The sequence below is a fragment of the Methylobacterium phyllostachyos genome (genome assembly GCF_900103445.1).
GTDB lineage: Bacteria > Pseudomonadota > Alphaproteobacteria > Rhizobiales > Beijerinckiaceae > Methylobacterium > Methylobacterium phyllostachyos.
Genome location: NZ_FNHS01000002.1, coordinates 362,512 through 387,956, shown reverse-complemented (window position 1 = coordinate 387,956; position 25,445 = coordinate 362,512). Strand labels below are relative to the sequence as shown.

17 protein-coding genes and 2 pseudogenes are annotated in these 25,445 nt (G+C 64.6%); 17 read left to right on the top strand and 2 right to left on the bottom strand.

Annotation, left to right across the window (positions count from 1 at the left end):
- Positions 1-60: 60 nt before the first annotated feature.
- The 17 genes and pseudogenes from BLQ49_RS04560 (at position 61) to BLQ49_RS04490 (ending at position 22,304) form a co-directional block, all read left to right on the top strand.
- A complete protein-coding gene (locus BLQ49_RS04560; RefSeq protein ID WP_091713668.1) occupies positions 61-246 on the top strand; it encodes a type II toxin-antitoxin system ParD family antitoxin in 186 nt (61 codons plus the stop codon).
- 9 nt (positions 247-255) lie between these two features.
- The gene (locus BLQ49_RS30140; protein WP_143012202.1) at positions 256-3,996 is read left to right on the top strand and encodes a PAS domain-containing protein; all 3,741 of its coding nucleotides are present in this window, start codon (positions 256-258) and stop codon (positions 3,994-3,996) included.
- Positions 3,993-6,866: a GAF domain-containing protein gene (locus tag BLQ49_RS04550; protein WP_091713665.1), complete on the top strand. Its 2,874-nt coding sequence runs from the start codon at positions 3,993-3,995 to the stop codon at positions 6,864-6,866. Before BLQ49_RS30140 ends, BLQ49_RS04550 begins: the two co-directional genes overlap by 4 nt.
- Before the next feature lie 256 nt (positions 6,867-7,122).
- Positions 7,123-8,829 (top strand): sensor histidine kinase, encoded by a 1,707-nt coding sequence (locus BLQ49_RS04545; RefSeq protein WP_091713663.1) that lies wholly within the window; start codon positions 7,123-7,125, stop codon positions 8,827-8,829.
- A 413-nt stretch (positions 8,830-9,242) separates the two neighbouring features.
- Positions 9,243-10,211, top strand: coding sequence for an AraC family transcriptional regulator (locus tag BLQ49_RS04540; protein ID WP_091713661.1), 969 nt, complete (start codon positions 9,243-9,245; stop codon positions 10,209-10,211).
- A 183-nt stretch (positions 10,212-10,394) separates the two neighbouring features.
- The gene (locus BLQ49_RS04535; RefSeq protein WP_091713659.1) at positions 10,395-11,501 is read left to right on the top strand and encodes a catalase family protein; all 1,107 of its coding nucleotides are present in this window, start codon (positions 10,395-10,397) and stop codon (positions 11,499-11,501) included.
- Between the two features lie 180 nt (positions 11,502-11,681).
- Positions 11,682-12,044 (top strand): hypothetical protein, encoded by a 363-nt coding sequence (locus BLQ49_RS28835; RefSeq protein WP_143012201.1) that lies wholly within the window; start codon positions 11,682-11,684, stop codon positions 12,042-12,044.
- 49 nt (positions 12,045-12,093) lie between these two features.
- Positions 12,094-12,834: a phosphate/phosphite/phosphonate ABC transporter substrate-binding protein gene (locus BLQ49_RS04530; RefSeq protein WP_091713658.1), complete on the top strand. Its 741-nt coding sequence runs from the start codon at positions 12,094-12,096 to the stop codon at positions 12,832-12,834.
- Between the two features lie 1,290 nt (positions 12,835-14,124).
- Positions 14,125-14,508 (top strand): phospholipase A2 family protein, encoded by a 384-nt coding sequence (locus BLQ49_RS04525; RefSeq protein ID WP_244507425.1) that lies wholly within the window; start codon positions 14,125-14,127, stop codon positions 14,506-14,508.
- Positions 14,509-14,614: 106 nt separating this feature from the next.
- Positions 14,615-15,436: an alpha/beta fold hydrolase gene (locus BLQ49_RS04520; protein ID WP_091713657.1), complete on the top strand. Its 822-nt coding sequence runs from the start codon at positions 14,615-14,617 to the stop codon at positions 15,434-15,436.
- Between the two features lie 104 nt (positions 15,437-15,540).
- Positions 15,541-15,654, top strand: a pseudogene (locus BLQ49_RS30710) (alkene reductase); the annotation flags it as partial.
- Positions 15,655-15,796: 142 nt separating this feature from the next.
- A pseudogene (locus BLQ49_RS30130) lies at positions 15,797-16,138 on the top strand (oxidoreductase).
- A 115-nt stretch (positions 16,139-16,253) separates the two neighbouring features.
- Positions 16,254-16,865: a DUF892 family protein gene (locus BLQ49_RS04510; protein ID WP_091713655.1), complete on the top strand. Its 612-nt coding sequence runs from the start codon at positions 16,254-16,256 to the stop codon at positions 16,863-16,865.
- Positions 16,866-17,437: 572 nt separating this feature from the next.
- Positions 17,438-18,778 carry an SDR family oxidoreductase gene (locus BLQ49_RS04505; protein ID WP_091713654.1) on the top strand — a complete coding sequence of 447 codons (1,341 nt, stop codon included), beginning with the start codon at positions 17,438-17,440 and terminating at the stop codon, positions 18,776-18,778.
- 41 nt (positions 18,779-18,819) lie between these two features.
- Entirely contained in the window at positions 18,820-19,377 is a 558-nt protein-coding gene (locus BLQ49_RS30705; RefSeq protein ID WP_143012200.1) for an alpha/beta fold hydrolase, read from the top strand.
- A gap of 634 nt (positions 19,378-20,011) precedes the next feature.
- Positions 20,012-20,209, top strand: a complete 198-nt coding sequence (locus BLQ49_RS04495) for a type II toxin-antitoxin system ParD family antitoxin (protein WP_091713653.1) — start codon at positions 20,012-20,014, stop codon at positions 20,207-20,209.
- Positions 20,210-20,225: 16 nt separating this feature from the next.
- A complete protein-coding gene (locus tag BLQ49_RS04490; protein WP_425283977.1) occupies positions 20,226-22,304 on the top strand; it encodes a hybrid sensor histidine kinase/response regulator in 2,079 nt (692 codons plus the stop codon).
- 235 nt (positions 22,305-22,539) lie between these two features.
- On the opposite strand, the gene BLQ49_RS04485 is transcribed toward BLQ49_RS04490, so the two are convergent.
- A complete protein-coding gene (locus tag BLQ49_RS04485) occupies positions 22,540-23,352 on the bottom strand; it encodes a Crp/Fnr family transcriptional regulator (RefSeq protein WP_091713652.1) in 813 nt (270 codons plus the stop codon).
- Between the two features lie 445 nt (positions 23,353-23,797).
- Positions 23,798-25,288, bottom strand: coding sequence for a DUF3987 domain-containing protein (locus BLQ49_RS04480; RefSeq protein ID WP_091713650.1), 1,491 nt, complete (start codon positions 25,286-25,288; stop codon positions 23,798-23,800).
- Positions 25,289-25,445: the final 157 nt, after the last annotated feature.

Genomic DNA, 25,445 nt, shown 5'->3' with positions numbered 1-25,445 from the left:
GTCGCGTATGTGACGAATGGCAGTCTTGTAAGCAGATACCCCACAAGGCACAGCCGGGCCATGCCCGTGCGCCGGACCATCACCGTCTCGATCACGCCAGAGCAGGAAGACCTGATCCGGGCCTGCCTGCACTCCGGTCGCTTTGCCAGCACCAGCGAGGTCGTGCGCGCCGCCCTACGCCTGCTCGACCGCGAGGAGGCGCAGGATCTAGCAGCGCGGCCCAAGTCTTCGGCCCGGGCAAGCTAGGACGGGACGGTGAGCTCTACTTCAAAGCCCTCGGCCTTTCGGACACGGTCGGTCCCGCCGATGGCGGGCGGCGGCGCGATGGGCCGGCGCATCCGCGAGACGGACTGGTCGGCCACCCCCCTCGGCGCCTTCGCGACGTGGCCGCAGTCGCTGCGCTCCGCCCTCTCGCTCGTGCTTAACGCCAAGGGCATCGCCGCCCTGTACTGGGGGGCGGAGCAGTGGCTGCTGTACAACGACGCCTATGGCGAGGCCCTCGGCGAGAGGCACCCCCGGGCGTTCGGCCGCCCGATGCCCGAGGTCCTGACCGACATCGCCCCGGTGCTCGGGCCCCAGGTGGCGGAGGTCCTGCGCACCGGGAACGGGTTCGCCATCGAGAATTTTCCCCTCAAGATGCGCCGGCATGGCCGGGACGAGGAGACGGTCTGGACCTACAGCTTCTCGCCGGTGCAGGGCGAGGAAGGCGACTTCGCGGGCGTCTTGCTCCTGGCCACCGAGATGACCCGGCAGAAGGCGGCCGAGCGATCCGAGGAGCAAGCCAGGACGCGATTGGAAACGGCGCTCAAGGTCGCCCAGCTGGGGACGTTCCACTGGCATCCCTCGACCGGCGTGATCGAGGTGGATGCGCGCGGCCGCGAAATGTTCGGCCTGCCGGTGGAGGGCGCGCTCACGCAGGTCGATACCTTCGGCTGCATCGCGCCGGAGGACGTCGAGCGCGTGCGGACCGACGCCGAGGTCGCCATGGGCATCGGGAGGCCCTTCGATCCCGAGAACCTCCGGCGCATCGTCGACCTCAACTACGACGTCATCCATCCGGATGGCTCCCGGCGCTCGATCCTGAGCAGCGGCACCATCATCCAGAACCCGGACGGCACCCGGCGGATGCTCGGCACGTTCAACGACGTCACCGCGTTCAGGCTGGCCGAGAGGCAACTGCGCGATCAGAACGCCACGCTGGAACAGCGGATCGAGCAGAGCATCAAGGATCGTCAGCGGATCTGGCAGGTCAGCCAGGACATGCTTCTGGTCAGCGACGGCGACGGGGTGTGGCTGAGCGTCAATCCCGCCTGGACCCGCGTACTGGGCTGGACGGAAGCGGAGCTGGTCGGCCGCACGTCCGAGTGGCTCGAACATCCGGACGACCAAGCGAAGACCCGCGCGGAGATCAACAGGCTGGCCGAGGGCTTGACGACCCTCGCCTTTGAGAACCGGTTCCGGACCCGCGCGGGCGACTACCGCACCCTGGCTTGGACCGCCGTTCCAGACGACGGTCGGTTCTACTGCGTCGCCCGCGACATCACCGAGGAGCGGGCGCGCGCGGAGGCGCAGGTCGACGCTGAGCGGGTCCGGCTCGCCCTGTCTGCCGGGGCGATCATTGGCACCTGGGTCTGGGACCTGCCCACCGATCGCTTCACCGTCGATGAGGCGTTCGCCACCGCGTTCGGCCTCGATCCGGCGCTCGGTCGCGAGGGCATCCCGTTGGAGCGGATCGTCGCCACCGTCCACCCGGACGACCAGGCGGGTCTTGCCGCCGCGATCAACGAGGCGATCGACCGGGGCGGACGCTACGCCCACCAGTACCGCGTACGCCGCCATGACGGCCGGTACCACTGGCTCGAAGCCAACGGCCACGTCGAGCATGGCCCCGACGGCACGCCGCTTCGCTTCCCGGGAATCCTGATCGACGTGGCGCCCCGGCGCCTCAATGTGGCGCTCGGCGAACTCGGCGAGCGCCTGCGCGGCCTAGGGACCCCGGAGGAGCTGGCGCTTGCGGCGGCGGAGACGGTCGGTCTGGCGCTGGGCCTTTCACGGGTCGCCTACGGCGACATCGATGCTGCCGCGCGTCGGATCGTCGTCCGGCAGGATTGGCTTGCCCCCGGGCAGCCGAGCATCGCCGGAACCCACGAGTTCGCTAAGTTCGGCTCATACATCGAGGCCCTGCGGCGCGGCGAGGATGTCATCATCGACGACATCACCGTCGATCCCCGTACCGCGGGTCAGGTCGAGAGCTTCAAGCCGATGGACTTGATCGCCCTGGTCAACCTGCCGCTGATGGTTCGGGGCCAGCTCAAGGTCGTGTTTTGCCTCAACCAGAGCCGTCCGCATGCGTGGACCTCCGAGGAGGTCTCCTTCGCCCGCCGGGTCATGGACCGGACCGAGGTCGAGATCGCCCGACGCGTGGCCGAGCGCGAGCTGCGCGCCCTGAACGCCTCGCTGGAAGCGCAGGTCGCGGAACGGACGCAGGAGCGGGATCGCGTCTGGCGCAACGCCCAGGACCTCCAGTTCGTCATCGATGGAGAGGGCGTCCTGCTGGCCGTCAGCCCATCCGCGACACGGCTCCTCGGCTGGGCCCCCGAGGAGATGGTCGGCCGCCCCTTGTTCGCCTTCACCCATCCGGACGGCCATCCGGCGTCGCGGGACGCGCTGCGGCAGGCCGCGCACGAACCCTTGCCGTCGCACCGCAACCAGTACCGCCACAAGGACGGGACCTACCGCTGGATCTCGTGGATCACAACGCCGGAGAACGGCCTCGTCTACTGCTACGGTCGCGACGTGACGGTCGAGGCCCAACAGGCTGAGAACCTGTTACAGGCCGAAGAGGCCCTGCGCCAGTCGCAGAAGCTGGAGGCCATCGGCCAACTCACCGGCGGGGTGGCGCACGACTTCAACAACCTGCTGACCGTGATTAAGTCCTCGACCGACCTGCTCAAGCGGCCCGATCTCGCCGAGGAGCGGCGTACCCGCTACATCGGCGCGATCTCAGACACGGTGGACCGCGCCGCCAAGCTGACCGGCCAGCTCCTCGCGTTCGCCCGGCGGCAGGCGCTCAAGCCCGAGGTATTCTCCGTCGACGACAGCGTGCGTGGCCTCGCGGACATGATGGGCACGCTGACCGGCTCGCGCGTGCGGATCACCGTGACCCTGCCGGACACGCCGTGCTTCGTGAACGCCGACGCCAGCCAGTTCGACACCGCCCTGGTCAACCTCGCGGTCAACGCCCGCGACGCGATGGATGGTGAGGGCAGGATCACCCTCCGGGTCCGGACGGTGGAGGCACTGCCGGCGGTCCGGACGCACGCCGCCGTGAACGGTCCCTACGTGGCGGTCTCGCTGAGCGACACCGGCACAGGCATTCCGCCCGAGATGGTCGAACGGATCTTCGAGCCGTTCTTCACCACTAAGGAGACCGGGAAGGGCACCGGGTTGGGCCTAAGCCAGGTGTTCGGGTTCTCCAAGCAGTCAGGCGGCGAGGTGACCGTGGACAGCACGGTCGGCGAGGGCACAACGTTCACCCTCTACTTGCCACGCGTCGCGGCCCCGGCTCCGTCCGAAGAGGCCGAGGTGGCGGAGCTCATCGACGGCCACGGCACGCGCGTGCTGGTGGTCGAGGACAACGTCGAGGTCGGCACCTTCGCCGTACAGACGCTGAGCGACCTCGGCTATGCCCCCACGCTGGCCGCGGACGGCGCGGCGGCGCTGGCAGCTTTGGCTGAGGGCGCCGACCGGTTCGACGTGGTGTTCTCGGACGTAATGATGCCGGGGATGAGCGGGGTCGAGCTGGGCCAGGAGGTCCGCCGCTTGCACGAAGACCTGCCGGTGGTCCTAACCTCGGGCTATAGCCACGTCCTGGCCAAGGACGGCACACACGGGTTCGAGCTGCTGCACAAGCCGTACTCGGTGGAGCAGCTCTCGCAGATCCTGCGCAAGGCCGCCGCCAAACGGTGGCGCAAGCGGGTCACCCGGGACACATGACCCACGTTCCCGATCGCTCGCGTGCCCTCGATCCCTACGCGGTCATGGACACGCAACCTGAGAGGGCGTTCGACGACCTCGCCCGGGTCGCTGCCCTCCTGTGCGCGACGCCCACGGCGCTCGTCACGCTCGTCGACGGCACGCGACAGTTCTTCAAAGCGCGCGAAGGCTACGACGGCGGGCCGGACGCGCCGCTCGACGCCGGTTTCTGCCCGATCGCGGTGCGCACCGGAGCGCCCCTCGTCATCCGCGACACGCTGGCCGAAGGACACGGCGACAACGTCGCGGTGAGCGAGGGCGGGGTGCGCTTCTACGCCGGCATGCCGCTGCGGACCGCGGAGGGAGCGGTCCTTGGCACGCTATGCGTCCTCGATCGACGACCCCGCCCCGACGGCTTGGCGGCGCCGCAGGTAGAGGGTCTTGAACGGTTGGCCGACCAAGTCGTCGATCAACTTGAGATGCGCCGCGCCCTGGCCGAGCGAGACGGGCTCCTGGCGGACCGGCGAACGGCGACCAGGGACCGGCTGGCCCTTGGCCGCACGCAGGGGAATGTCGCGGCGAGCGGTGGCGACCTCGACGCCATCCTCGCCACCCTAGTCGATGGGGCGATGCGCGCCGTGCCCGCGGCCGAGGGCGGCGTCATGGAGATGCTCGACGGCCAAGAGTTGGAATACCGTGCCGTGGGTGGCACCCTGACCCCGCACCGGGGTACGCGCGTGCCGCTGAACGGCAGCACGTCGGGCGCCTGCGCACGGACCGGCGAACCGATCCTGCTGTCCGACGCCTTGACCGACCCGCGGGTGAAGGTGGACCTGCGCCCGATCATCGATCTGCGCTCGGCCGTGCATGCCCCGGTCGTCCGCGGCGGTCGCATACTCGGCGTGCTCAAGCTGCAGGCGAGCCGGCCGGACGCGTTCACGGAGCATGACCTGGATCTAGTCGTGGCGTTCGCCGGTCTGGCCACGATGGGGCTGACCGAGGCGAGCGAAATCGCCGCTTTGCGGTCGCTGAACGCGGGCGCGCAGCGCCAGCGGGCGATCTTCGACAGCACGACCCAGTTCGCGATCGTCGTCACCGACCGTGATGGCCGGGTCACCGACTGGAACAGCGGCGCCGAGCGGGTCCTCGGCTGGACGGCCGACGAGATGCGCGGGGAGACCGTCGAGCGAATCTTCACCCCGGAGGACCGCGCCGAAGACCGCGCCGGCGTCGAGATGCGGTTGTCACTGGAGCACGGGCGCGCCTCGGACGAGCGCTGGCATCTCAAGCGGGACGGCGCCCGGTTCTGGGCATCGGGCGAGATGATGCCGCTGCGCGACGCGGACGAGGGCCACATCGGCTTCGTGAAGGTGCTGCGCGACCGGACCGACGAGCACCTGGCGGGGAAGGCCCTGGCGGAGGCGGAGGCCGGCCTGCACCGTGCACAGGAGGCGGGCGGCGTTGGCCTGTTCGCGGTCGAGATGTCGGACAACACGCTCCGCCCGACCCCGGAGTTCTGCCGTCTCTACGGCCTGCCGATCCAGGATGCGTATCCTTCCACCGCGTTCGAGGGCTTGGTGGTCCCGGAGGACGCGCACCTCGTCTCGACGGCCACGACCCGTGGCAGCGGCGACGCCCCGCGCGATGTCGAGTACCGCATCCGCCGTCCCGACACCGGCATGGTCCGCTGGATCGGCCGCCGGGGCGATCTCGAACGCGACGGAGATGGTCGACCGGTGCGTTTCGTGGGGGCGGCCCGCGACATCACCGACCGCCGTGAGGCCGCCGCCCACCAGGCGGCGCTGCTCGCCCTGGGCGACCGCCTGCGCGACCTGCCGGCCGTTCCGGAGATGACGCGGGCGGCGGCTGAGATTGTCGGGCGGGCGCTAGGAGTTAGCCGAGTCAGCTTCGGTCTGATCGACGCGACGAACGGCGTCCTGCACGTCGAGCCCGATTGGACGATGCAGGGGCATACTAGTATCGCCGGTGTCCACCGGTTCGCCGAGTACGGCGATATCCTCGACGGCCTGCTGCGCGGCGAACCGCTGATCGTCCCCGACGTGGCGCTCGACCCGCGTACCGCCGGCGCATTGCCGCGGTGGGGAGCGATCGGCGTGACGGCGCTCCTCGACATCCCAGTGCGCGAGCGCGGGCGCACGGTGGCGATCTATCTCGTGCACCACCACGAACCGCGGGACTGGACTGAGGCTGAGATCGCCTTCGTGCGGGCGGTGGCCGACCGGGTCGACGTCGGCGTGGCGCGGGTACGCGCGGAGGAGCGGCGGGCGCTGCTCAATCAGGAACTGTCGCACCGGTTGAAGAACACCCTGGCGATGGTGCAGGCGATCGCCACGCAGACTATGCGCGGCGCGTCCGATCTCGACACGGCCATGGAGGTGCTCGCCGCCCGGCTCATCGCCCTGGGCAAGGCGCACGACATCCTGATGGCTGGCGAGAGTGAGCGCGCCGACATGCGGGCGGTGATCGCGCAGGCGCTGGCGATCCACGACGACGGACGGCCCGGCCGGTTCCAACTCGACGGTCCGGCGGTCGTGTGCGGTGAGAAGGCGGCGCTGTCGCTGGCGCTGATGATGCACGAGCTAGCGACCAACGCGACCAAGTACGGGGCACTCAGCACGGCGGATGGGCGCATCGACATCGGCTGGACGGTGACGCCGTCCGCCCCCGGGGGAGACGAGGTCCGCCTGACGTGGTCCGAGCGCGGTGGGCCGTCCGTGACTCCGCCCCCGCGCAAAGGGTTCGGCTCACGGCTGATCGAGCGCGGGCTGGCCGGGGCGGTCGGCGGGAGCGTGAGGCTGCATTACCACCGCGACGGCCTGGCGTGCGAAGTGGTCGCCCCGCTCGCCGGGTTCTCGCCCGAAGCGCCATGAGCAAGCGAGCCTGTGCCGTCCGAGTCCATTCCGCCGGTGTGGGGTGCTGCCTTACCTGGCCGATGATTGCCATCGTCAAAGCCGCGTGGGTGCCGACGAAGATGAAGCGATCGATGGGTGTCGATCCGTTCGACATCGCTATCCGCATGCCCGAAAACCGGGGTGGCGTGGACCCCGCCTGCGAGGCAACGGGCCCCCGGCCGACGCGTGCCTCGGACGCTGTGATCGACGCAGCTTCCGTTACCGGCGATGTGCGATGTCTCTGACGATCCGCATCCTGCTTCTGGTCCTGCTCGCACTCGCTCCGGCGCTGGCGATCCAGGGCTATAACGAGGTCGCGCTCCGTACCGCCCGCGACGCGGCGGTGCGGGCCGATACGATGGCCACCGCTCGCGCCGTGGCCGACGACCTCGCCCAGATCTCCGAGGGGGTGCGACAGTCCCTCGACCTCGTCGCCCAAGACCCGAGCGTGCGCGGCTTCGACCCTGCCGCCTGCACCGACTACTTGCGCCGCGCGGCCACAGCGCTGCCCCACGTCAACCTATTGGCCCTGACGCGCCCGGACGGCACCGTGGTGTGCAATAGCGTCGGCTCGCCCCCCGGCACCTATACCAACGCCACGCGGGCCTACCACCGGCGCGCCTTGGCCGAGGGCGGCTTCGTCATGGGCACCTACGCCCGGGGCGTCGCCACCGGGAAGGATTCTATCCACTTTGCCGAGCCGATTCGGGGTGCAAATGGAGTCGTCGACGGCGTAGTCGTGGCCTCCATCGACCTCGCCTGGCTGTCGCAGCACCTGGAGCAGGTGCTGCGCCTCCCCAGCACCTCGCTGACGGTGGCCGACGCGGACAACGTCATCATCGTCCGTCGGCCGGACGGCCCCGACTGGATCGGGCGCCCCATCCCGGCGGAGCGGCAGACCCTGCTCGCCGACCGGGGCGAGGGCGTGCGCCTCGACCTCGGCATCGACGGGCGCGAGCGTGTGCTGGCCAACGCCCGGCCGAGTAACCCCTCGGTGCGGGCGTGGGTCACGGTGGGGCGCGACCGGGACGTGGCCTTCGCCGACGTCGATGCGGCCGCGCGGCGCGGGTTGACCCTCATCGGCTTGAGCGCCGCCCTCGCCGTGGCGGCCGCGCTTCTGGCTGGGCGCCTGTTCATCCGTCGTCCGTTCGGCCGCTTGCTGCTCACCGCCTCGGCCTGGCAGGCGGGGGACCTGACCGCCCGCACGGGGCTGTCCGGGCGGGACGAGTTCGGTCAGCTCGGGGTCAAGCTCGACGCCATGGCCGGGGCGCTCCGGCGCAACGAAGTCGAGCTGAAGGGCGAGGTCGCCCGCGGGCTGCGGATGCAGGAGCGGCAGGTCACGCTGCTGCACGAGCTTAACCACCGGGTGAAGAACACCCTAGCCACGGTGCAAGCGCTGGCACGGCAGTCGACCCGGGGTGGCGACGCCCCGGGGGAGCGCCTGGAGGCGCGCATCCTGTCCCTGTCGAAGACCCACGACCTGCTCACCCGGGACGAGTGGAGCGGGGCGTCGCTAGGCGAGATGCTAGAGAACGAACTGTCGCCCTACCGCGCGGGCCCGGATCACATCACCCTAGAGGGTCCGGAGGTGGAGCTGCCGCCGCGGCACGTTCTGGCGCTGGGCATGACGGTGCACGAGCTGGCCACCAACGCGGCCAAGTACGGCTCGCTGTCCGTGCCCGGAGGGCGGGTGTGTGTTGCGTGGTCGCTCGCCCAGGGCGAGTCCGGCGCGGCGCGGCTGCGCTTGGCGTGGCGGGAGAGCGGCGGCCCACCGGTGGCGGCGCCGACGCGGGCGGGCTTCGGCACGCGGCTGATCGCCGGGGGCGTGCGGCGCGAGCTGGCGGGGGAGATCGACTTGGACTTCGAGGCGGGGGGCCTGCACTGCCGGCTCGACGTGCCGCTCGATCCCGCCGTTAGCGCAATGCTGGCACCGACACAGTAGCGCGGAGCTTCTAACCGGATGGATATGCCCCGGTGGGACATCAAGGTAAGACGCTTCCGCCGTCTCGCACGCATCTATCTGGTGCTTCCAAAGTGGTGCGAATGGACGATCTAGGACCATCCGAGACGCGTAGCGCCGACCGCCCGTTCTGATAGGGCTAAGCCCTATTGGAACGGCGATCCCCACGTCCGCTTTCAGGCAGCAGCTTGTATCGGTGGTAACGGCGAAGTTGGGTCGGAAGCGGGAGGGCCGCTTGGGGTGGATTGCCGTCAGTCCGCTTCGGGGCGGCGATCCATTGAAGCGGACATCGTCGTCGGGCCCGCTAAGGGTCGAAAGCAGCGTATCAGCTTCACCGCCCCCGTCTGCTCGAAATCACTGGGGCTTTCGACCTCGATGACGCATAGTCTGCCACCATGGAAGCCGATCTTCTCGACCGCCTTCTCGTCACGCTCGCGGTGCGGCTGCGCTCGTTCTCCGTCTGCACGATACAGCGCGGGTGGCGCCTGGGGTTCAGTCCATTCGAGGCGATCACCGTCCATTACGTGCTGCGTGGAACCGGGAGCCTCCGGGTCGGGCACGGACCGTGGCGGTCCTTCGCGCCGCACACTATCATCGTCGTGCCGGCACGACATTCGCACAGCCTTGGCGCTGCCGAGGATTGCATCGGTGAGGTCCGCGCCGAGGATCACTGCGTCCTTCACGGTGACGGGTTGATCTCCTTCACGGCGGGTGACGGGAGCCCCGACGCGCTTTTCGTATGCGGCCAGATCGCCGACACCCACACCGGTGCGATGGGTCTGTTCGAGTTGTTCCAAGCCCCTATGGTGGAGACCTTTCCCTCGGATCCGGTGCTACGTTACGCCTTCGAGCTCATGCTCGCCGAGGTCGTGAGCCCCAATCTCGCGACACAGGCGATGACGGAGGTGCTGATGAAGCAGTGTCTCATCCTCCTCCTGCGCCGGCAACTGGTGGCGAGCGACTTCACCTCCCCGATCTTGGCGGCATTGCAGAACCCGAAGCTCGCCCGCGCCGTCCTGGCGATCCTCGAACAGCCGGGTGCGCGTTACTCCGTCGACAGCTTGGCGGCCCTCGCGAGCATGGGCCGGACCAGCTTCGCGGAAGGGTTCGCCACGGCCTTCGGACAAGGCCCGATGGAGTTCGTCCAGAGGGTTCGCCTCCGCATTGCCTCCCGTCTCCTCAGCGGCACCGACTTGCCGGTGAAGGTCATCGCCGCAACCGTGGGCTACGCGAGCCGGAGCGCGTTCAGCAAGGCGTTTGAGGTAGAGTTCGGGGCCGCGCCGAGCCAATTTCGTCTGGTGGGCGGAATGGACGAAGGCGAGCCGGAGCGCATTGAGAGCGAGCCTCCCACAGAACCGACCTGATCCCGTCAAGACGTCAAGTGGCCCCGTCTCGGTGCTCCATCGTTCGGATCACGTCCGCGAGCGTTCGACGAGACCGAGCCCCTGGAACTGTCGAAGTCGCATTGTCTTGGCAACGTCCAGTGGGCGTCGACAAACGGTGACCGGTCCTCGGTCGTGCAATTGCTCCCGCCCCGAGGAATTATCATGATCGACGCGAGTGCCTTCTACCTTCGCTACAGTCCAGACATCGAAACCGTCGCCGATGATGAGGCTGAGACGGCGCAGGGCCTGATGGAGACGATGCGCTCGGTCAGCGAAAAGACCCTGGCGGACGGCGGCCACGCGATCCGCAGCGTCCACGCCAAGAGCCACGGGTTTCTTGAGGGTGAGCTTGAGGTGGCCTCGGGGCTTCCGCCCATGCTGGCACAGGGCCTGTTTTCAAAACCGGCGACCTATCCCGTGATCATGCGGCTCTCGACCATCCCCGGCGACATCATCGACGACAGCGTCTCGACCCCTCGCGGCCTCGCCGTGAAGATCATCGGTGTCGAGGGTGAGCGGCTGGAGGGCTCCGAAGGGGACGTCACCCAGGACCTTGTGCTGGTCAACGGACCCGCCTTCGGTGCGCCGACGCCGAAGGCCTTCCTCGCCACGCTGAAGCTGCTCGCGGCCACGACCGACAAGGCGGAGGGGTTCAAGAAGGTCGTCTCGGGCGCCATGCGCGGCGTGCAGGAGATCATCGTCGCGACCACCGGTGGACCCAACGCCACCGTCGCCACGATGGGCGGCCAGCCCGAGACCAACATCCTTGGCGAGACCTTCTACAGTCAGGTGCCCGTGCGCTTCGGCGACTACGTCGCCAAGTTGTCCGTGGTGCCGGTCGCACCCGAACTGACGGCCTTGACCGACAAGCCCTTGGCGGAGGACGCAGGCCCGAACGCCATACGGGAGGCGGTCGTCGAGTTCTTCCGTGCGAGTGGGGGGCTCTGGGAGGTCAGGGCGCAGCTCTGCACCGGCCTAGACGATATGCCGGTCGAGAACGCCGCCGCCGTCTGGCCCGAGAGCGAGAGCCTGTACCAGACCGTCGCGCGGATCCGGGTGAAGCCGCAAACGGCCTGGAGCGAGGCCCGGTCGAGCGCGGTCGACGACGGCCTGTCGTTCAGTCCGTGGCACGGGCTCGCCGCACATCGGCCCCTCGGCGGCATCATGCGCTCGCGCAAGCAGGCCTACGAGATGGGCAAGCGCTTCCGCGCCGAGCGGAACGGTCGCACCATCGCCGAGCCGCGGGAGGCAATGGTGTTGCCTGACTGATCGAGTTCTTTCGGCGGCTGGAGCCGGCTTCGATTTCGCATCCCTCCGCGCGGTCGCACTTAGGCGGTTACCGATATGCGTGCATGCCCGGGATCGAGGTGGGCCTTCATCACAGGACTGACCAGCGAGCTGATTGCGATCGCCGCGCTGCGCGCCGCAGAACCATCACGCGACGCACGCTTGGTCGAGATCCTCGGTCGACCTGTCATGAAACCACAGCCGGTCGGCGCCTACGTGCCAGCGCGCCGGGTCGGCAACGTGCTCTACCTCTCGACGGCGGCCGCGCGGGACGGACACCCATGCCGAGCGGCTGAACCGGGATCTCATCACCTTCCTGTAGGGCTGACCCACACTCCGCTCGCCATCGCCAGCATGATCCGAGGAACCATGACATTGAGCCCGACCCTGCAGCCCGTTACCATCGGCGACCTGACCCTCAAGAACCGCATCGTGAAGGCGCCGCTGATTCGCACCCGGCTAAGGGCGCTGGGTCTTGAAGCGATCGCGCCCGGCGGCGGCGCGCTGCAGTCCGGGGCGTACTGAGCGCGTTCCTCCACACCATCCACACGGCCCCCACGAGCGAGGCGCACGCATGGGTTACCGGTTCCTCATCGACACCAACCTGCCGATCGACACGGACGACGAGGCCGTGGCGGCGGTGCTGCGGGGGTTCGACGTCGCGGTGGACGGCTCGACCGATCTGCCGCTGATCGGCCGCAGGGTCGCGGGGCACGAACCCGACCTTGCCTACATCCCCTCGGCCGACTGGCAGCGCGCCCTGCGCCGGGGGGACCGCCACTACCGCGGCTTCGTCATGCCCACCTCGAAGTTCACCGGCAGCACCGACCTGCCCAGCGTCCTCGTGGTGCGCAAGGACGACCCGGCCGAGGGTCTGATGGACTTGAGGGGGGCGAGTTACGGCTTCATCAACAGTTCCTGCACGTCGAGCTACTTCCCACCGATCGTGATGCTGCACGCCCATGGCATCCGGTTCGCAGATTTCTTCGACGGCCGGCCGGTCGAGGCGTGGCAGGGGCAGGTCGACGCCGTGACCGCGGGCGAGGTGCGCGCCACCATGGTGCCGGAGGACGTCTGGCGCACGACGCCCGGCAACGCCGACACGACGAAGGTCATCGATCGCTACGAAGACGCCAAGCCAGCCGTCATCGTCGCCCGGCGCGGCCTCGACCCCGCACTCCTGTCGGCGCTGACCGATGCCCTAGTGGATTGGGTGCCGCCTTGGTCGGGGGTCTACGGCTGCTTCAAGCCGTTCCTCTACGCCGACGTGCATCACTTCTTCCACGAACTTGGCAAGCTCCCGGCCAACACCTGACCTAGCGAGCGATGTCTCGAATTCGTCGTAGGCGCTGCCTCGGGGTGGACGTCAAAGACGCGCTCGTCCTGGCGGAAGGCACGGAGATCTGAACGATAGGTGCTTCGCCTGCGACGTTGGGGGGCTCCAAGCCGCTCCGCTGGATCGCGCCCATTGCCGCCATCCAACCGTCAACGCTGGCAGCCCGAAAGCGGACACTCCCTCAGCGAATATTTTAGCATCCGGACTCATAGGTATGGCCAAGCGTTACTTCTTCGACTTCGTGTACAGCCGACGCATAAGGCCGGACGGCGTTGATGTCCTGCTGGGCGATCTCGGTGCGACCAAAAGGTATGGCACCCGATTGCTTGCCGAACACATCGTCGCGAACACGGGGGAACGCGATAAGCAGTTCACTATGATTGTGAGATATGCCAGTTGGGGGCATGCTGTTCCAGCTGAGCATGGAGATGCATATGGAGATGGCCGCCGCCGGTGGAATAGTCGCTCACTATAAAATGAACGCACACACTCGGAGATTACGTCCTATCGCAGGGCAACCACGGATTATAATCTATGTAAATTTTGAAAAAGTAGACAAAATATTACGAGCGAAAGGCGATTATAGGCAGGAACATCTCCTCGGTGACGCGGTTTGCCGTTCAAGATCCTCCCAAGGATCTCCGCGAATGACACGGGGAGTTTGAGATGAACGTCAGAAATTTTCGCATGCCTTTGATCGCTGTGGCTGTGCTTCTTGGAAGCGCTAGCTTTGCTCTCGCACAGGGCGGTGCGGCAGGTGGTGGAGCTGGTGGTGCAGGCACTGGTGGGGGCACCGGCATGAGCGGCGGCTCTATGGGAACAGGCGGTTCGATGGGTGCAGGTGGCGGATCCGGCACCAGCATGAGCACGGGCGGTCAGATGAACGACGGGACCGGCACGGGCGGCCGCATGGGGACGGGCAACTCCGGCTCAATGGGAACCGGCTCGGCCGGGAGTTCCGGCTCGATGGGCAACGGAACGGGTGGCTCTTCGGGCACCATGGGTCGCTGATAGTATCTCACCCCGCCATCCGTCGCAAAATGGGTGGCGGGGCTCCTCTGCCCTTCACAGCTTTGGCAATTAGCTATCGTCGACCCGTGCCTATCTCTTCCCACGTATAGAGTTTGTTCGCGTCACACCTAGCCCGATGCGATGCATAGCTCGTACCGAAACCCGCTGTTCGGTGGTCAGTTCTATTTCCGGGATGCTGTCAAGCAGCGCCCAATACCAGCCAGCTGAGGGGGCGTGCTCGCCTCGGGATATGAAACCATGCTTTGCAGAACCGTCGTACCGTTTCTTCTCGCCATAAGCATCGCGACACCGGTCCTGGCCGAACCCGGTGCTATGGGTGAGCCGAAAATGCTGATCCATGGCAATTACTGCGGCCCTGGCAACAACGCCCCATTTCCGCCAATTGACGCCCTTGACGCAGCCTGCGCCCGGCACGACGCCTGCACGCCGAACGGCAGGATGCCGTCTCGCGCTTGCAACGTTCGCCTGCAGCGAGAGACTGACGCGATCTCGCGTGATCCGAAGCAGCTTTCTGATGTGAGGGCGATGGCTGGTTTCATCGCGGCAGGGGCAGCCATGCTTCAGATTGCCGACGAACCCGGTCGCAACCTGACCATGATGCATCCAGGTGTCAGGCCCTAGCCTTCCGCCAGGCAGGGCGCCTGAATCCCCACGTACACCGCATGGGAACCGTCGCTGCCCAGCGGGCCTTCCCCGCCCGACATCACGACCGATCGGAGATACCGGCATGCCCTTCCTCGCGGCTAAGGATGGAGCGCAACTCTTCTACAAGGATTGGGGCAGCGGTCGGCCGGTCGTGCTGATCCACGGTTGGCCGCTCGATGCGGACATGTGGGAGTTTCAGCAGCCGGCGCTCACCGAGGCGGGATTGCGCACTATCGCCTACGACCGTCGCGGCTTCGGCCGTTCGGATCAGACCTGGGGTGGCTACGACTACGATACCTTCGCCGATGACCTGAAGGCGGTGCTTGACGCCCTCGACCTGCAGGACGTCGCTCTCATCGGCTTCTCGATGGGTGGAGGCGAGATCGCCCGCTACATGAGCCGACACGGCGGCGCCCGGGTCACCCGGGCGGCGCTGGTCTCGGCGGTGACGCCGTACATGCTCAAGACCGCCGACAATCCCAAGGGCGTGGATCCGTCTGTGTTCACGGGTATGATCGATGGATTGAAGAAGGACCGCCCGAGCTTCATGGCGACCTTCGCCAAGACCTTCTTCGGGGTCGGGATGCTCTCGTCGCCGGTCTCATCCGACCTGATCCAATGGACCGGCAACCTTGCGATGCTCGCTTCGCCAAAGGCGACGATCGCTAGCGTGACCGCCTTTGGAGAGACTGATTTCCGCGCCGACATGAGCGCGTTCCACGTGCCGACCCTCGTCATCCACGGCGACGCCGACCAGACCGTGCCGATCGACGTGTCGGGCAAGGCTAACGCAGCTGCGATCCCCAGCGCCAAGCTCGTGGTCTACGAAGGCGCCCCTCACGCGATCCCGTTTACCCATGCCGAGCGGCTGAACGGCGATCTCGTGGCATTCCTGAGGGGCTGACCCTCGGTCCGCTCGCCATCGCCATCATGATCCGAGGAGCCATCACATCGAGCCCGATCCTTCAGCTCGTCACCATCGGCGACCTGACCCTCTAGAACCGCATCGTGAAGGCGCTGCTGACCCGCAGTCGGTCTTCGACCGCAGGCGTGCCGCCGGACTTCGCCGCCGACTATTACGGTCAACGCGCCAGCGCCGGCCTGATCGTCTCCCTGGCAACCAACATCTCGCCCCAGGCCGTAGGCTACGCCTACACGCCGGGGATCTGGTCGGATGTATCAAGTCGAGGCCTGAACGCGCGTCGTCTCGACGGTCCACGCCAACGGCGGATGCATTTTCCTCCAGCTCTAGCACACCGGCCGGATATCCCATTCCGACCTTCAGGCGGGGAGCGGGCTCCCGGTTTCGGCCTCGGCGGTGAAGCCGGAGGGGACTGCCTTCACGATGGAGGGGATGAAGCTCCAAGTCACCCTACGGGCGTTAGAAACCGACGAGATCCCCGGCATCGTCAAGGATTGCCGACGCGCGGCCGTGAACGCCAGGCGCGCCGGCTTCGACGGGGTCGAGATCCACTCGGCCGACAACTACTTGCTGGAGTAGTTCGTACGAGACTCAACCAACAGGCGAACCGATCGTTACGGTTGCTCGCTCGCGAATCGTCTCCGCTTTCCGCTCGAAGTGGTCCGCGCGGTGACCGAGGCCTGAGACGGCGGGAACCGCGCCGGCATCCGGCTGTCGCTCGCATCGACCGAACGACTAGGGCGGTTAGAACTGCCAAACAGATTTTGCGCCCAAGAACGCGCATACGAGGTGTCGAACAATGCAAGGGAACCGGCGACTTTTCGAGGATGGGTTACATCTGCTCCACGGAGCGCATCGGCAGGGAGCGGCGCAGGCAAAGCGCAACGACAAGACGGCTACGCTGCCGAAGCTGAAACAGATGCTGGAGGCTGGATCGAAGCAGAACATCGTTCAGCTAAAGCGGTTGGATGAGGTCTTTGCCTCAATCGGCGTCAGGCCCGACCCCAGAAACGATCTCGCCATGCAGGGCATCTGCGATCTCAACGAAGCGGAAATAGCCAAGCACGGGAATGCCGCCGACCGCGACCTCATCAACATCGAGTACGGTCAAGTTGCGGCGCATTTCTACATCGCCCGGTATGGCACGCTGCGTAGCGCCGCACAGGCGCTCGGACACGCCAAAGCAGTCAAGCTCTTAGACCGCACGCTCGTTGAGACCCGCGCGATCGACCGCGCCTTCACGCAACTTTACGATCACCTGCTGGCACGCCGCACTTCGACCCGCTATCCGGGCGAGACCGCGCTCACCACCACGGCGGCCATGCACCCCGGCCTTACGCTCGGGCTGGCGTTTGGCGGTGTGCTGGCCGCGGTCGCACTCTTGGAAGCGGAGCGATCCAAGCGACGTTGAAAGGCGGGCGGACGAGGTGCAACTCCTACGCCGGGTCTGCCGTCGTCTGCTTATGGGGACGAACGAATGTGCCTCAAATGACTGAGACGGGCGCGAGGTCGAACGTCAACTTTATGGCTACCGGTCAACTTCCGTTCGCCACCCGGAGCCGGCCTTACCCAAGGGTCTGACGAACGGCTGCTTTGTGGAGGCGCAAAAAATCGTGGGCGGCCGAGTTGGGTCGGGTGCGGAACGGCGGCTCGGGGTGGAATGGAGCTGGTTCGCTCCTGGTGCACAAAGGTTGAAAGCGGACGCCATCCTCGCGCTCACCCGCGATCTCGAACGCTTACGAGAGCTGGGGCATGAACATCGCGGCGACAGTGTAGGGAGCCTCCGCTCCAAAGAACCAGGCAAGGTCCTCAGCAGATGCGTCGACGACGCGACAGGACGCGGCAGAAGCTCAGATGGATTACCGACCAAATCACCGCATCAGTGAGGGGCCGGTCGTTCCTCTGATCCATGTTGCAGCCGGCTTCCCAAAATGACGGGATAAGCATGCTGGATCGGATCATCCAGACCGCGCAAGGATTTACATGACGCCGACCCTGAAGCCTCTCGCCGAGCAGACCGTCGTCATCACTGGTGCCTCCTCCGGCATCGGCCTCGCAACCGCACGCATGGCCGCCGATCGCGGCGCTCGCGTCATCTTGGCTGCACGCAGCGACGGTGCGCTCCAGCAACTCGCTGACGAAATCAAAAGCAAGGGCGGACGGGCACACGTCGTGGTGGCCGATGTCTGTAAACCGGAGGATCTGACCCGTATCGCCGAAGAGGCGCGCACGACGTTTGGCGGCTTCGACACTTGGGTGAACAACGCCGGCATTGGCCTGTACGGACGCTTGGAGGAGGTCTCCCTTGCAGACATGCGCAAACTGTTCGAAACCAACTTCTGGGGCGAGGTCTATGGCTCGCTGGAGGCGGTAAAGCACCTCAAGAAGCACGGCGGTGCGCTGATCAACGTCGGCAGCGAGGTATCGGAACGGGCAGTGCCGCTTCAGGGGATGTACTCCGCATCGAAACACGCGGTGAAGGGTTTCACCGACGCGCTACGCATGGAGTTGCAGAATGAGGGCGCGCCGGTCTCGGTGACGCTGATCAAGCCCGGACAGATCGACACGCCGTTCACGGTCAATGCCAAGAACTACCTCGACAGCGAGCCGCACCATGTGCCGCCGGTCTACGCACCCGGTGTCGTGGCCGAGGCTATCCTCTCGGCTGCCGAGAAGCCGGTGCGCGACGTCTATGTCGGCGGCGGCGCCAAGGTGATGGCGGAGGTCGCGCATCTAGCGCCCAGCCTGACCGATCGAGGCATGAACGCGAAGATCATCCCGGATACGCCGAGTGGTCGTCCACTGCAGCGCAGCCGTGACCGCAGCGGACTGGATGAGGCGACCGAGATGTTAAGCGAGCGCGGCAATTATGAGGGTCGCGTTCTCGAGACGAGCCTTTACACCAAGGCGGCGCTCAACCCATTGCTGACGAGTGCAGCCGTCGTCGGCGCCGGCCTGGTGCTCGGGGCGATCGTAAAAGCGTTGCCGCACCGTCCAGTGAACATAACCGGATCGGCGGGGAGCACCACGGCCAAGGCGCTGCATATCCATCTCGAGGCCAAGGCCGGACATGAGGCGGATGTTGAGACCCTGCTCCGGGACATCCTCACTTGTGTCCGACGGGAGCGGGCGACCGCGCCGTGGTACGGTGTCCGGCTCAGCCACTCCACTTTCGGCATCTTCGAAGTCTTCCCCGACGAGGCCGGCCGCGAGGCGCACCTGATCGGTGAGGGAGCAGAGATCCTGATGAAACGTTCGAACGCTCTTCTCAAGGCGCCGGCGCGTCTCGACAAGCTCGACGTCCTGCTGAGCAAACCGGTTTGACCGACGTCATAACCCATCGGACTCTATTTTAGCATACCGTTATGTCCCTGCAGTTTGAACGCCAGGGCATGGGCCGGACCCTGCTGATGGTCCATGGGCTGGGGGCCAATCTGCGCACCTGGGATTCGCTCTTGACCGCCTTGCGAGGCTCGCGCGAACTGATCTTGGTTGACCTGCCGGGACATGGCCGATCGGCCCAACTCGCGGGCCCGCAGACAGTTGAGGCCCATGCGGACGCCCTCGCCAGCTTTGTGAAGTCGCAATGTCTGACGACAGCTGACCTTGTCGGTACTTCGGTGGGGGGGCCGGCTGGTGCTGGAGTTGGCGCGGCGGGGCATCGGTCGGCACTGCGTGGCGCTCGATCCCGGTGGTTTCTGGTGTGGGTGGGAAACACGCTGGTTTCACTGGACGCTCGCGGCGTCGATACGCCTGGTGCGGTTGCTCCGGCCATTCCATCCTGGCCTGTCGCACCACGCCGTCACCCGCACGCTGCTGCTAGCCCAACTGTCGGCCCGTCCGTGGGTGCTGCCACCGTAGCTTGTCGTAGAGGAGCTGCAGAGCCTAGCGGCCACACCGGTGTTCGATGCGATGCTGTGTGAGTTGGCACGCGGGCCGTTGCGGCAGGGCCAGCAGAGACCCTGGCCGGGTCACCTTAGGATGGGGCCGCCACGACCAGCTGCTGCTGCCGCGCCAGGCTGCCCACGCTCGGGTAGCTTTTCCGTCGGCTCGGCTGCACTGGTTCAATCGCTGCGGCCACTTCCCGCATTGGGATCAGCCTGTCGAAACGGCGCGCGTAATCCTTGAGACGGTCGGCGGGGATGCACCTTGAAAGTGCTTGTCGCAAACCTGAGCCGCGGTCATTTACACGTCGGTTACGGAACGTCCGCTTCACGGCGAAGGGTCAGCGTCCGCTCTTTAACTCCAGCCGAAGTTGCGCGACGGCTGACAAGCGACCGCTTTGGAGAAGCGCAATCAGCAGTCCCGGCGTCTTGGTTGGGTCGTAAGCAGCCACGAATGGCAGTCTGCTAAAGGCGCATCCATAGCGAACTGACAGCGCCGGTTCTCGATCGCATACCCAAATCGGACTGGCTGGACGGGGTGTTAAGGATGGGGAGCAGGCGTTCTAGAAGCGGCTCCACAAACACCCTCGGCGATAGAACCTGCCTCGTATCGGTGCCGGTGTGACAGGAACGCGCTTGTAAGGGCTACCCTTAATCGCGCACAGGCGTGGGTATGAGCCTGCGCAGGACCATCACCGTCTCGATCACCGAGGAACAGGACACCCTTTTGCGGGACTGTCTGCAATCGGGCCGATTTGGCAGCGTCAGCGAGGTCGTTCGCGCGGCCCTGCGGCTCCTTGATCGAGACGAAACACCGGCATTGGAAGCGCTTCGCGCCAAGCAGACCCGCGAAGAGACCCGGCGTGATTGATCCAACCGCTTCGACGATGTGGTTCCTGAATGGCGGCGGCGAGATGGGCGCGCGCATGCGTTCCCACGAGTGGTCGGCAACGACGCTCGGCCCTCCTGATACGTGGCCCGAGACCCTACGGACGATGGTGTCCGTCGTGCTGAACTCCGCACTGCTTGGCACCGTCCTTTGGGGGCCGGAACTGAGGCTTCTCTACAACGACGCTTATGCTCCCGCGCTGGCCGAGCGCCATCCGACAGCCCTTGGCCGCCCGATAGCCGATGTGTGGGGACCCGTTTGGGAGCAGATCGCGCCTCAATTTCTCCACGTCATGGAGGCTGGCGAGCCAATCTTTGAACGCAGCCTTCCGCTCATGATTGAGCGGAAAGGCCAGAACGAGTTGACGTACTGGAACTACAGCGTTTCACCGATCCGCGACCCAAAGGGGCGTATCGTGGGGCTATTCAACCAAGCTATCGAAGTCACCGGAGAAATCCGTGCGGAACAGGAGCGCGCCAAAGCGGAAGCGACGCTGCGAGAAGTGAATGAGACGCTTGCACAGCAGGTTACAAAGCGAACACAAGAGCGAGACCGGCTCTGGCAAAACACACAAGATTTACAATTGGTTATCGATCTAAATGGGGTAATTAAGGCGATCAATCCAGCGTTTACCGAGACGCTTGGCTGGACAGCCAATGATACTTTTGGGAAAAACGTCTTCGAGTTTATCGTTCCAGATGACAATGCCAGCCAAGGCGCGTTAGAGCACGTGCGCGGTCAAAAGCTGCCTACCTTTGAAAACCGTTACCACCACAAGGATGGAGGTTTTCGTTGGTTGTCCTGGGTCGCTACGCCCGAAGAAGAATTGATCTACGCGAGCGGGCGACACATCACGGCCGAGAAGGAGCAAGCTGAAGCTCTACGGCAGGCCGAAGAAGCCTTACGGCAATCCCAGAAAATGGAGGCGGTGGGCCAGTTGACCGGCGGCTTGGCCCACGATTTCAATAACCTGCTGGCGGGCATCTCCGGCTCGCTCGAACTCATGCAGACCCGTATGCAGCAGGGCCGCCTTACCGACGTGGACCGGTACATGACGGCGGCTCAGGGCGCTGCCAAACGCGCCGCCGCGCTCACGCACCGCCTGCTCGCGTTCTCGCGTCGCCAGACGCTCGATCCGAAGCCGACCAACGTGAACCGGCTCGCCGCGGACATGCAGGAGCTGATCCAGCGCACAGTGGGACCAGCCATCCTGATCGAGGTGGTGGGTACGATGGGCGTTTGGCCGGCACTGGTCGATCCCTCGCAGCTAGAGAACGCCCTACTTAACCTCTGCATCAACGCCCGCGACGCCATGCCGGACGGGGGGCGGATTATCATTGAGACCGCGAACAAGTGGATGGACGACCGGGCTGCCCGACAGCACGACATGCCGGAAGGGCAATACCTGTCGCTCTGTGTGACGGACACCGGCACCGGCATGACCCCGGAGGTGATCGCGCGGGTGTTCGAACCGTTCTTCACGACCAAACCCATTGGCGAGGGCACCGGGCTTGGCCTGTCGATGATCTACGGCTTCGCGCAGCAGTCGGGCGGACAGGTGCTGATCTACTCGGAGATCGGCCAGGGCACGACCGTATGCATCTACCTGCCGCGCCATTACGGGGAGGTCGCCGACGACGAGGGGGCAGCTCTCGTCACCAACCTGCCGCGCTCGGAGCAGGGTGAGACGGTGCTGATCGTGGACGACGAGCCGACTGTGCGGATGCTCGTCTCCGACATCCTGGAAGACCTCGGCTACACGGCGATCGAGGCTGGCGACAGCGCGGCGGGTCTGAAGATGCTGCAATCGGATGTGCGCATTGACCTGCTGATCACCGATGTTGGCCTGCCCGGTGGGATGAACGGGCGACAGATGGCGGATGCCGCGCGCGTGTCCCGCCCGGACCTACGCGTGCTGTTCATCACCGGCTACGCCGAGAACGCCATCCTCGGGAACGGGCATCTCTCGCCCGGCATGGCGGTGCTGACCAAGCCGTTCGCAATCGAGACCATGGCCGCGCGCATCCGTTCGATGATCGAAGCGGGACGGGACGTGAAGCGGCAACGCTTAGTCTGAAGGCCCTTAATCGGTCGTGAGCTGCCGCGGAATGCGGTCTGCTAAAGGCGCACCCATAGCGAACTGCCGCCGGTCGCTCCGATGGGCATACCCAAACCGTACCGGCTCGATGGGCTGCTTCGGGTGGATTTCTGCCGGTCCGCATTTGGTTGGTAAAAGGTAGAAGCAGACAGCATAGTTAAGCCTGCCTACAGCATGTCTATACCCCCGTAGGGTATGCCTCTAGCTGGAAGCGTTAAGCGTTCGAACGCAAAGGCGCGGTACCCACAACTTCGGCTCCCGCCTCAAAGAGCGATACCTCAACGTCCCACATCAGCCACTTCGGGGGGGACGCCATCGCTCGCCGCTCCCAATTTGCCACCCGCGCTAGGGCGCGCCGATCCAGGATCTCTATCCGCTTTCTATCGCTTCGAATGAAGCCTTCTCGCTGCAGGCGGCGGAACGTTCGGTTCGCGTGGACGGTGGTGATCCCAAGGATATCCGCGATCTGCTCCTGAAGAAGCATGAGGTTGAACCAAGTCGGCTCACAGAGACCAGACAAGCTTAGCCGCTCATGCAGGTCAAGCAGTAGCCACGCCATACGCTGGAAGGAGGACGCCCGTCCGATCTGGGTCAGCATGTCCATCAGGGCGATGCGCTCGCGCTGAGAGCTAAGGAACATCGCCATAGCGAAGCGCGGGGAGGCGGAGAACAAATGCGCGAACCGTTCCAGCGGTATCTGACCGATGACGACAGGAGTCAGCGCAGTTAGCGTATCAGCAGTCTCCTGCAGGCTCGCGCTAGGCATCCCCATGAGGTCGCCTGGTAGGTGCACCTTGGCGATTTGCTGGGTACCATTTTTCAGGTTGATCGACGCAGAGGCCCAACCCTCGATCAGTAGATAGATGCAGGTAGGCTCAATGCACTGCTCGCGGATGACCGCCCCAATCGGCAGCGCAACCGGCTTATGTGCCAACTGGCGGATCTTGTCGCGATCGTCTGGCGTAAGGACTGCAAACTCAGCGAAGCGGCGAAAGAGTCGCTCAGCATTGGCGTATGAGTGAGTCATAGAGCTAACCCATCCGAACAGCTTCGCTAGGAATGGCGATGCGTCTTTTCATGCCTCTTCGAGCGCGACTGCTGACGCGTCGACGCGCATTGAGCAGTATTATAGTGGCGTGACGAGGAGATATCGAATTTTGAGCAATTTATATTTTCTTAAATTTGAATAATGTATACAATGAGGGACAAGGGGTTGTACGAAACGTCGTTTATGATGCACATAGGCGACCTCTCTTTCCCTTCGTCAGCCGGAAATGTCTGCTTTCGAGAATACCCAGAAAAGGCCTTGGGCGGCTGGGTTGGGCCGGTAGCAGGCCGTCCGCTTTTCCGGCGGCACTTCTCCAAAGCAGCCATTCCGCTTTCGGCCAATCTCAGACAAGGCTGCTAAGCTGCTATTGTTGCTAGAAACCTTCGCTGTTTAGCAACAATAGCAGCCTAGCAAGAATGGGTTATCAGCTCGCGACGACCCGGAAGGTCCGCGGGCGCCGAGCAATCTCACTTACGAGATGATGCTCCACCAGTTGAGCTAGGGCAGCCTCAGCCTCTCTTTTCGTCCGGGTCCTTGCCGGCCCAAACTGCAGAATTTCGACGAACTCGGCCTTCGACTCCGGCCGCGCGGCTATCCAATCGAGAAGCGCTTTAGCTTGAGTCAGGACTGGATTGACGGGATGTGTATCCCGAAGACGTCGCGCCTCATTAACGTACCATACAACCAGCTCACTCGCAAAGTACATCTCCTCCTCCGCAATGTGAGAAGCGTTGTGGTCGCTTACGAGAGTCAGCACCCCAGCTATACGCGCAGCCTGCTCAGCAGCCTTCGCCGCAACATCTTTGACATCGAAAAACTCGCCATTCCGAGTCGACTGTAGTTCGACCCAATCACTGAGTTCTATCCATAAACTTTTAGCTTCTTGCGTCATCATTAGTTTGCGACGGCTTGCATCGACATCGGGACGGACATTGATAGTCGTCGCCTGCTGGAGAAGGTTCGACAAACGGTCAGTATACGCGGACAGGGATCGAGCGCTATTTTCTTGCGTAATCTTATGAAAGCGCGAGCCAATAATACTTTTTGGGGCGGCAATCAGCATGCGCGAGAAAAAACCTTGATTGATAAGGATCTCGTCATTAAGAAATCTAGCCGAAATCTGCGGCTGAACCATCAAATGAAGCGACAGCCGGCGTTCTTTCAAAACATGAAGGCCGTCAGATGCTCGAATTCGCTTATATGTCCCGCCATCCCAAAATAAACTAAGCCCTGCAGCAGTGTTAATTCTACTATCTCCCTTCATGCCATAGCCGCCGATAAACTGCCCCCCTTCTGTAGTAAACAGACCAATCGACCGCGGCAGTTTGTTCCACGCGTTTACCAGTCCCTCGAATGTTAGGTCATTGGGAATTAGCACTGGCTCGATAGGCTTCGCAGGCTCAGGACCTAAAGTGCGCAGCATTTCGATGCGGGTGGCTGCATCGATATCCCTATTGGTTCGAATTATGTTTTTTTCTATCTTCCATGATTCTCGACTGCGCACCCAAACATCGAGAGAGTTTTTGTAATTATTAAGGGCTTTCTCTTCATGTTCTTTTATTGCTTTGCAGGCAAAAGCATCAGTAGCCGACTTTCTGTCGCCGCTCTCTGCCAATGTCACAAAAAATAAGCTTAGCGGCTTGGCCATGCCATTAGGACCGATAGGCAAAAGAACGTCTGCAAAGTCTTGAACTATCAGTGCTGCCGCAGCTAAGACCGATTGTGCAGCAACTGCGATCGGAACTTGGACAATGTCCGCTATCGCAGAAGCGGCAGCACTCAAATGGGTACCCAGGGCGCGCACCGGATAATCCGCTGCCGCCTGCCATTCGGGCAGTAGGGGCAGGCTATCCGACGATGGGGCCCTACCGCCATCTTCTGCGGTCGCCTCGGCCCCAACCTGCTCTTCCGACAATGAAGCCTCCTAAATTGCGCTCGCGGCGACGTCGCGATGAAGCACATCAAGAAGGCATGGCAAAGCGCTCGGTCAACTAATAACCAAGCACAAAGTTAACAACCGTAAAGTCCTATTATAGATGCCCCCCCTTTATCGGCAAGTTCGACTCTAGGAT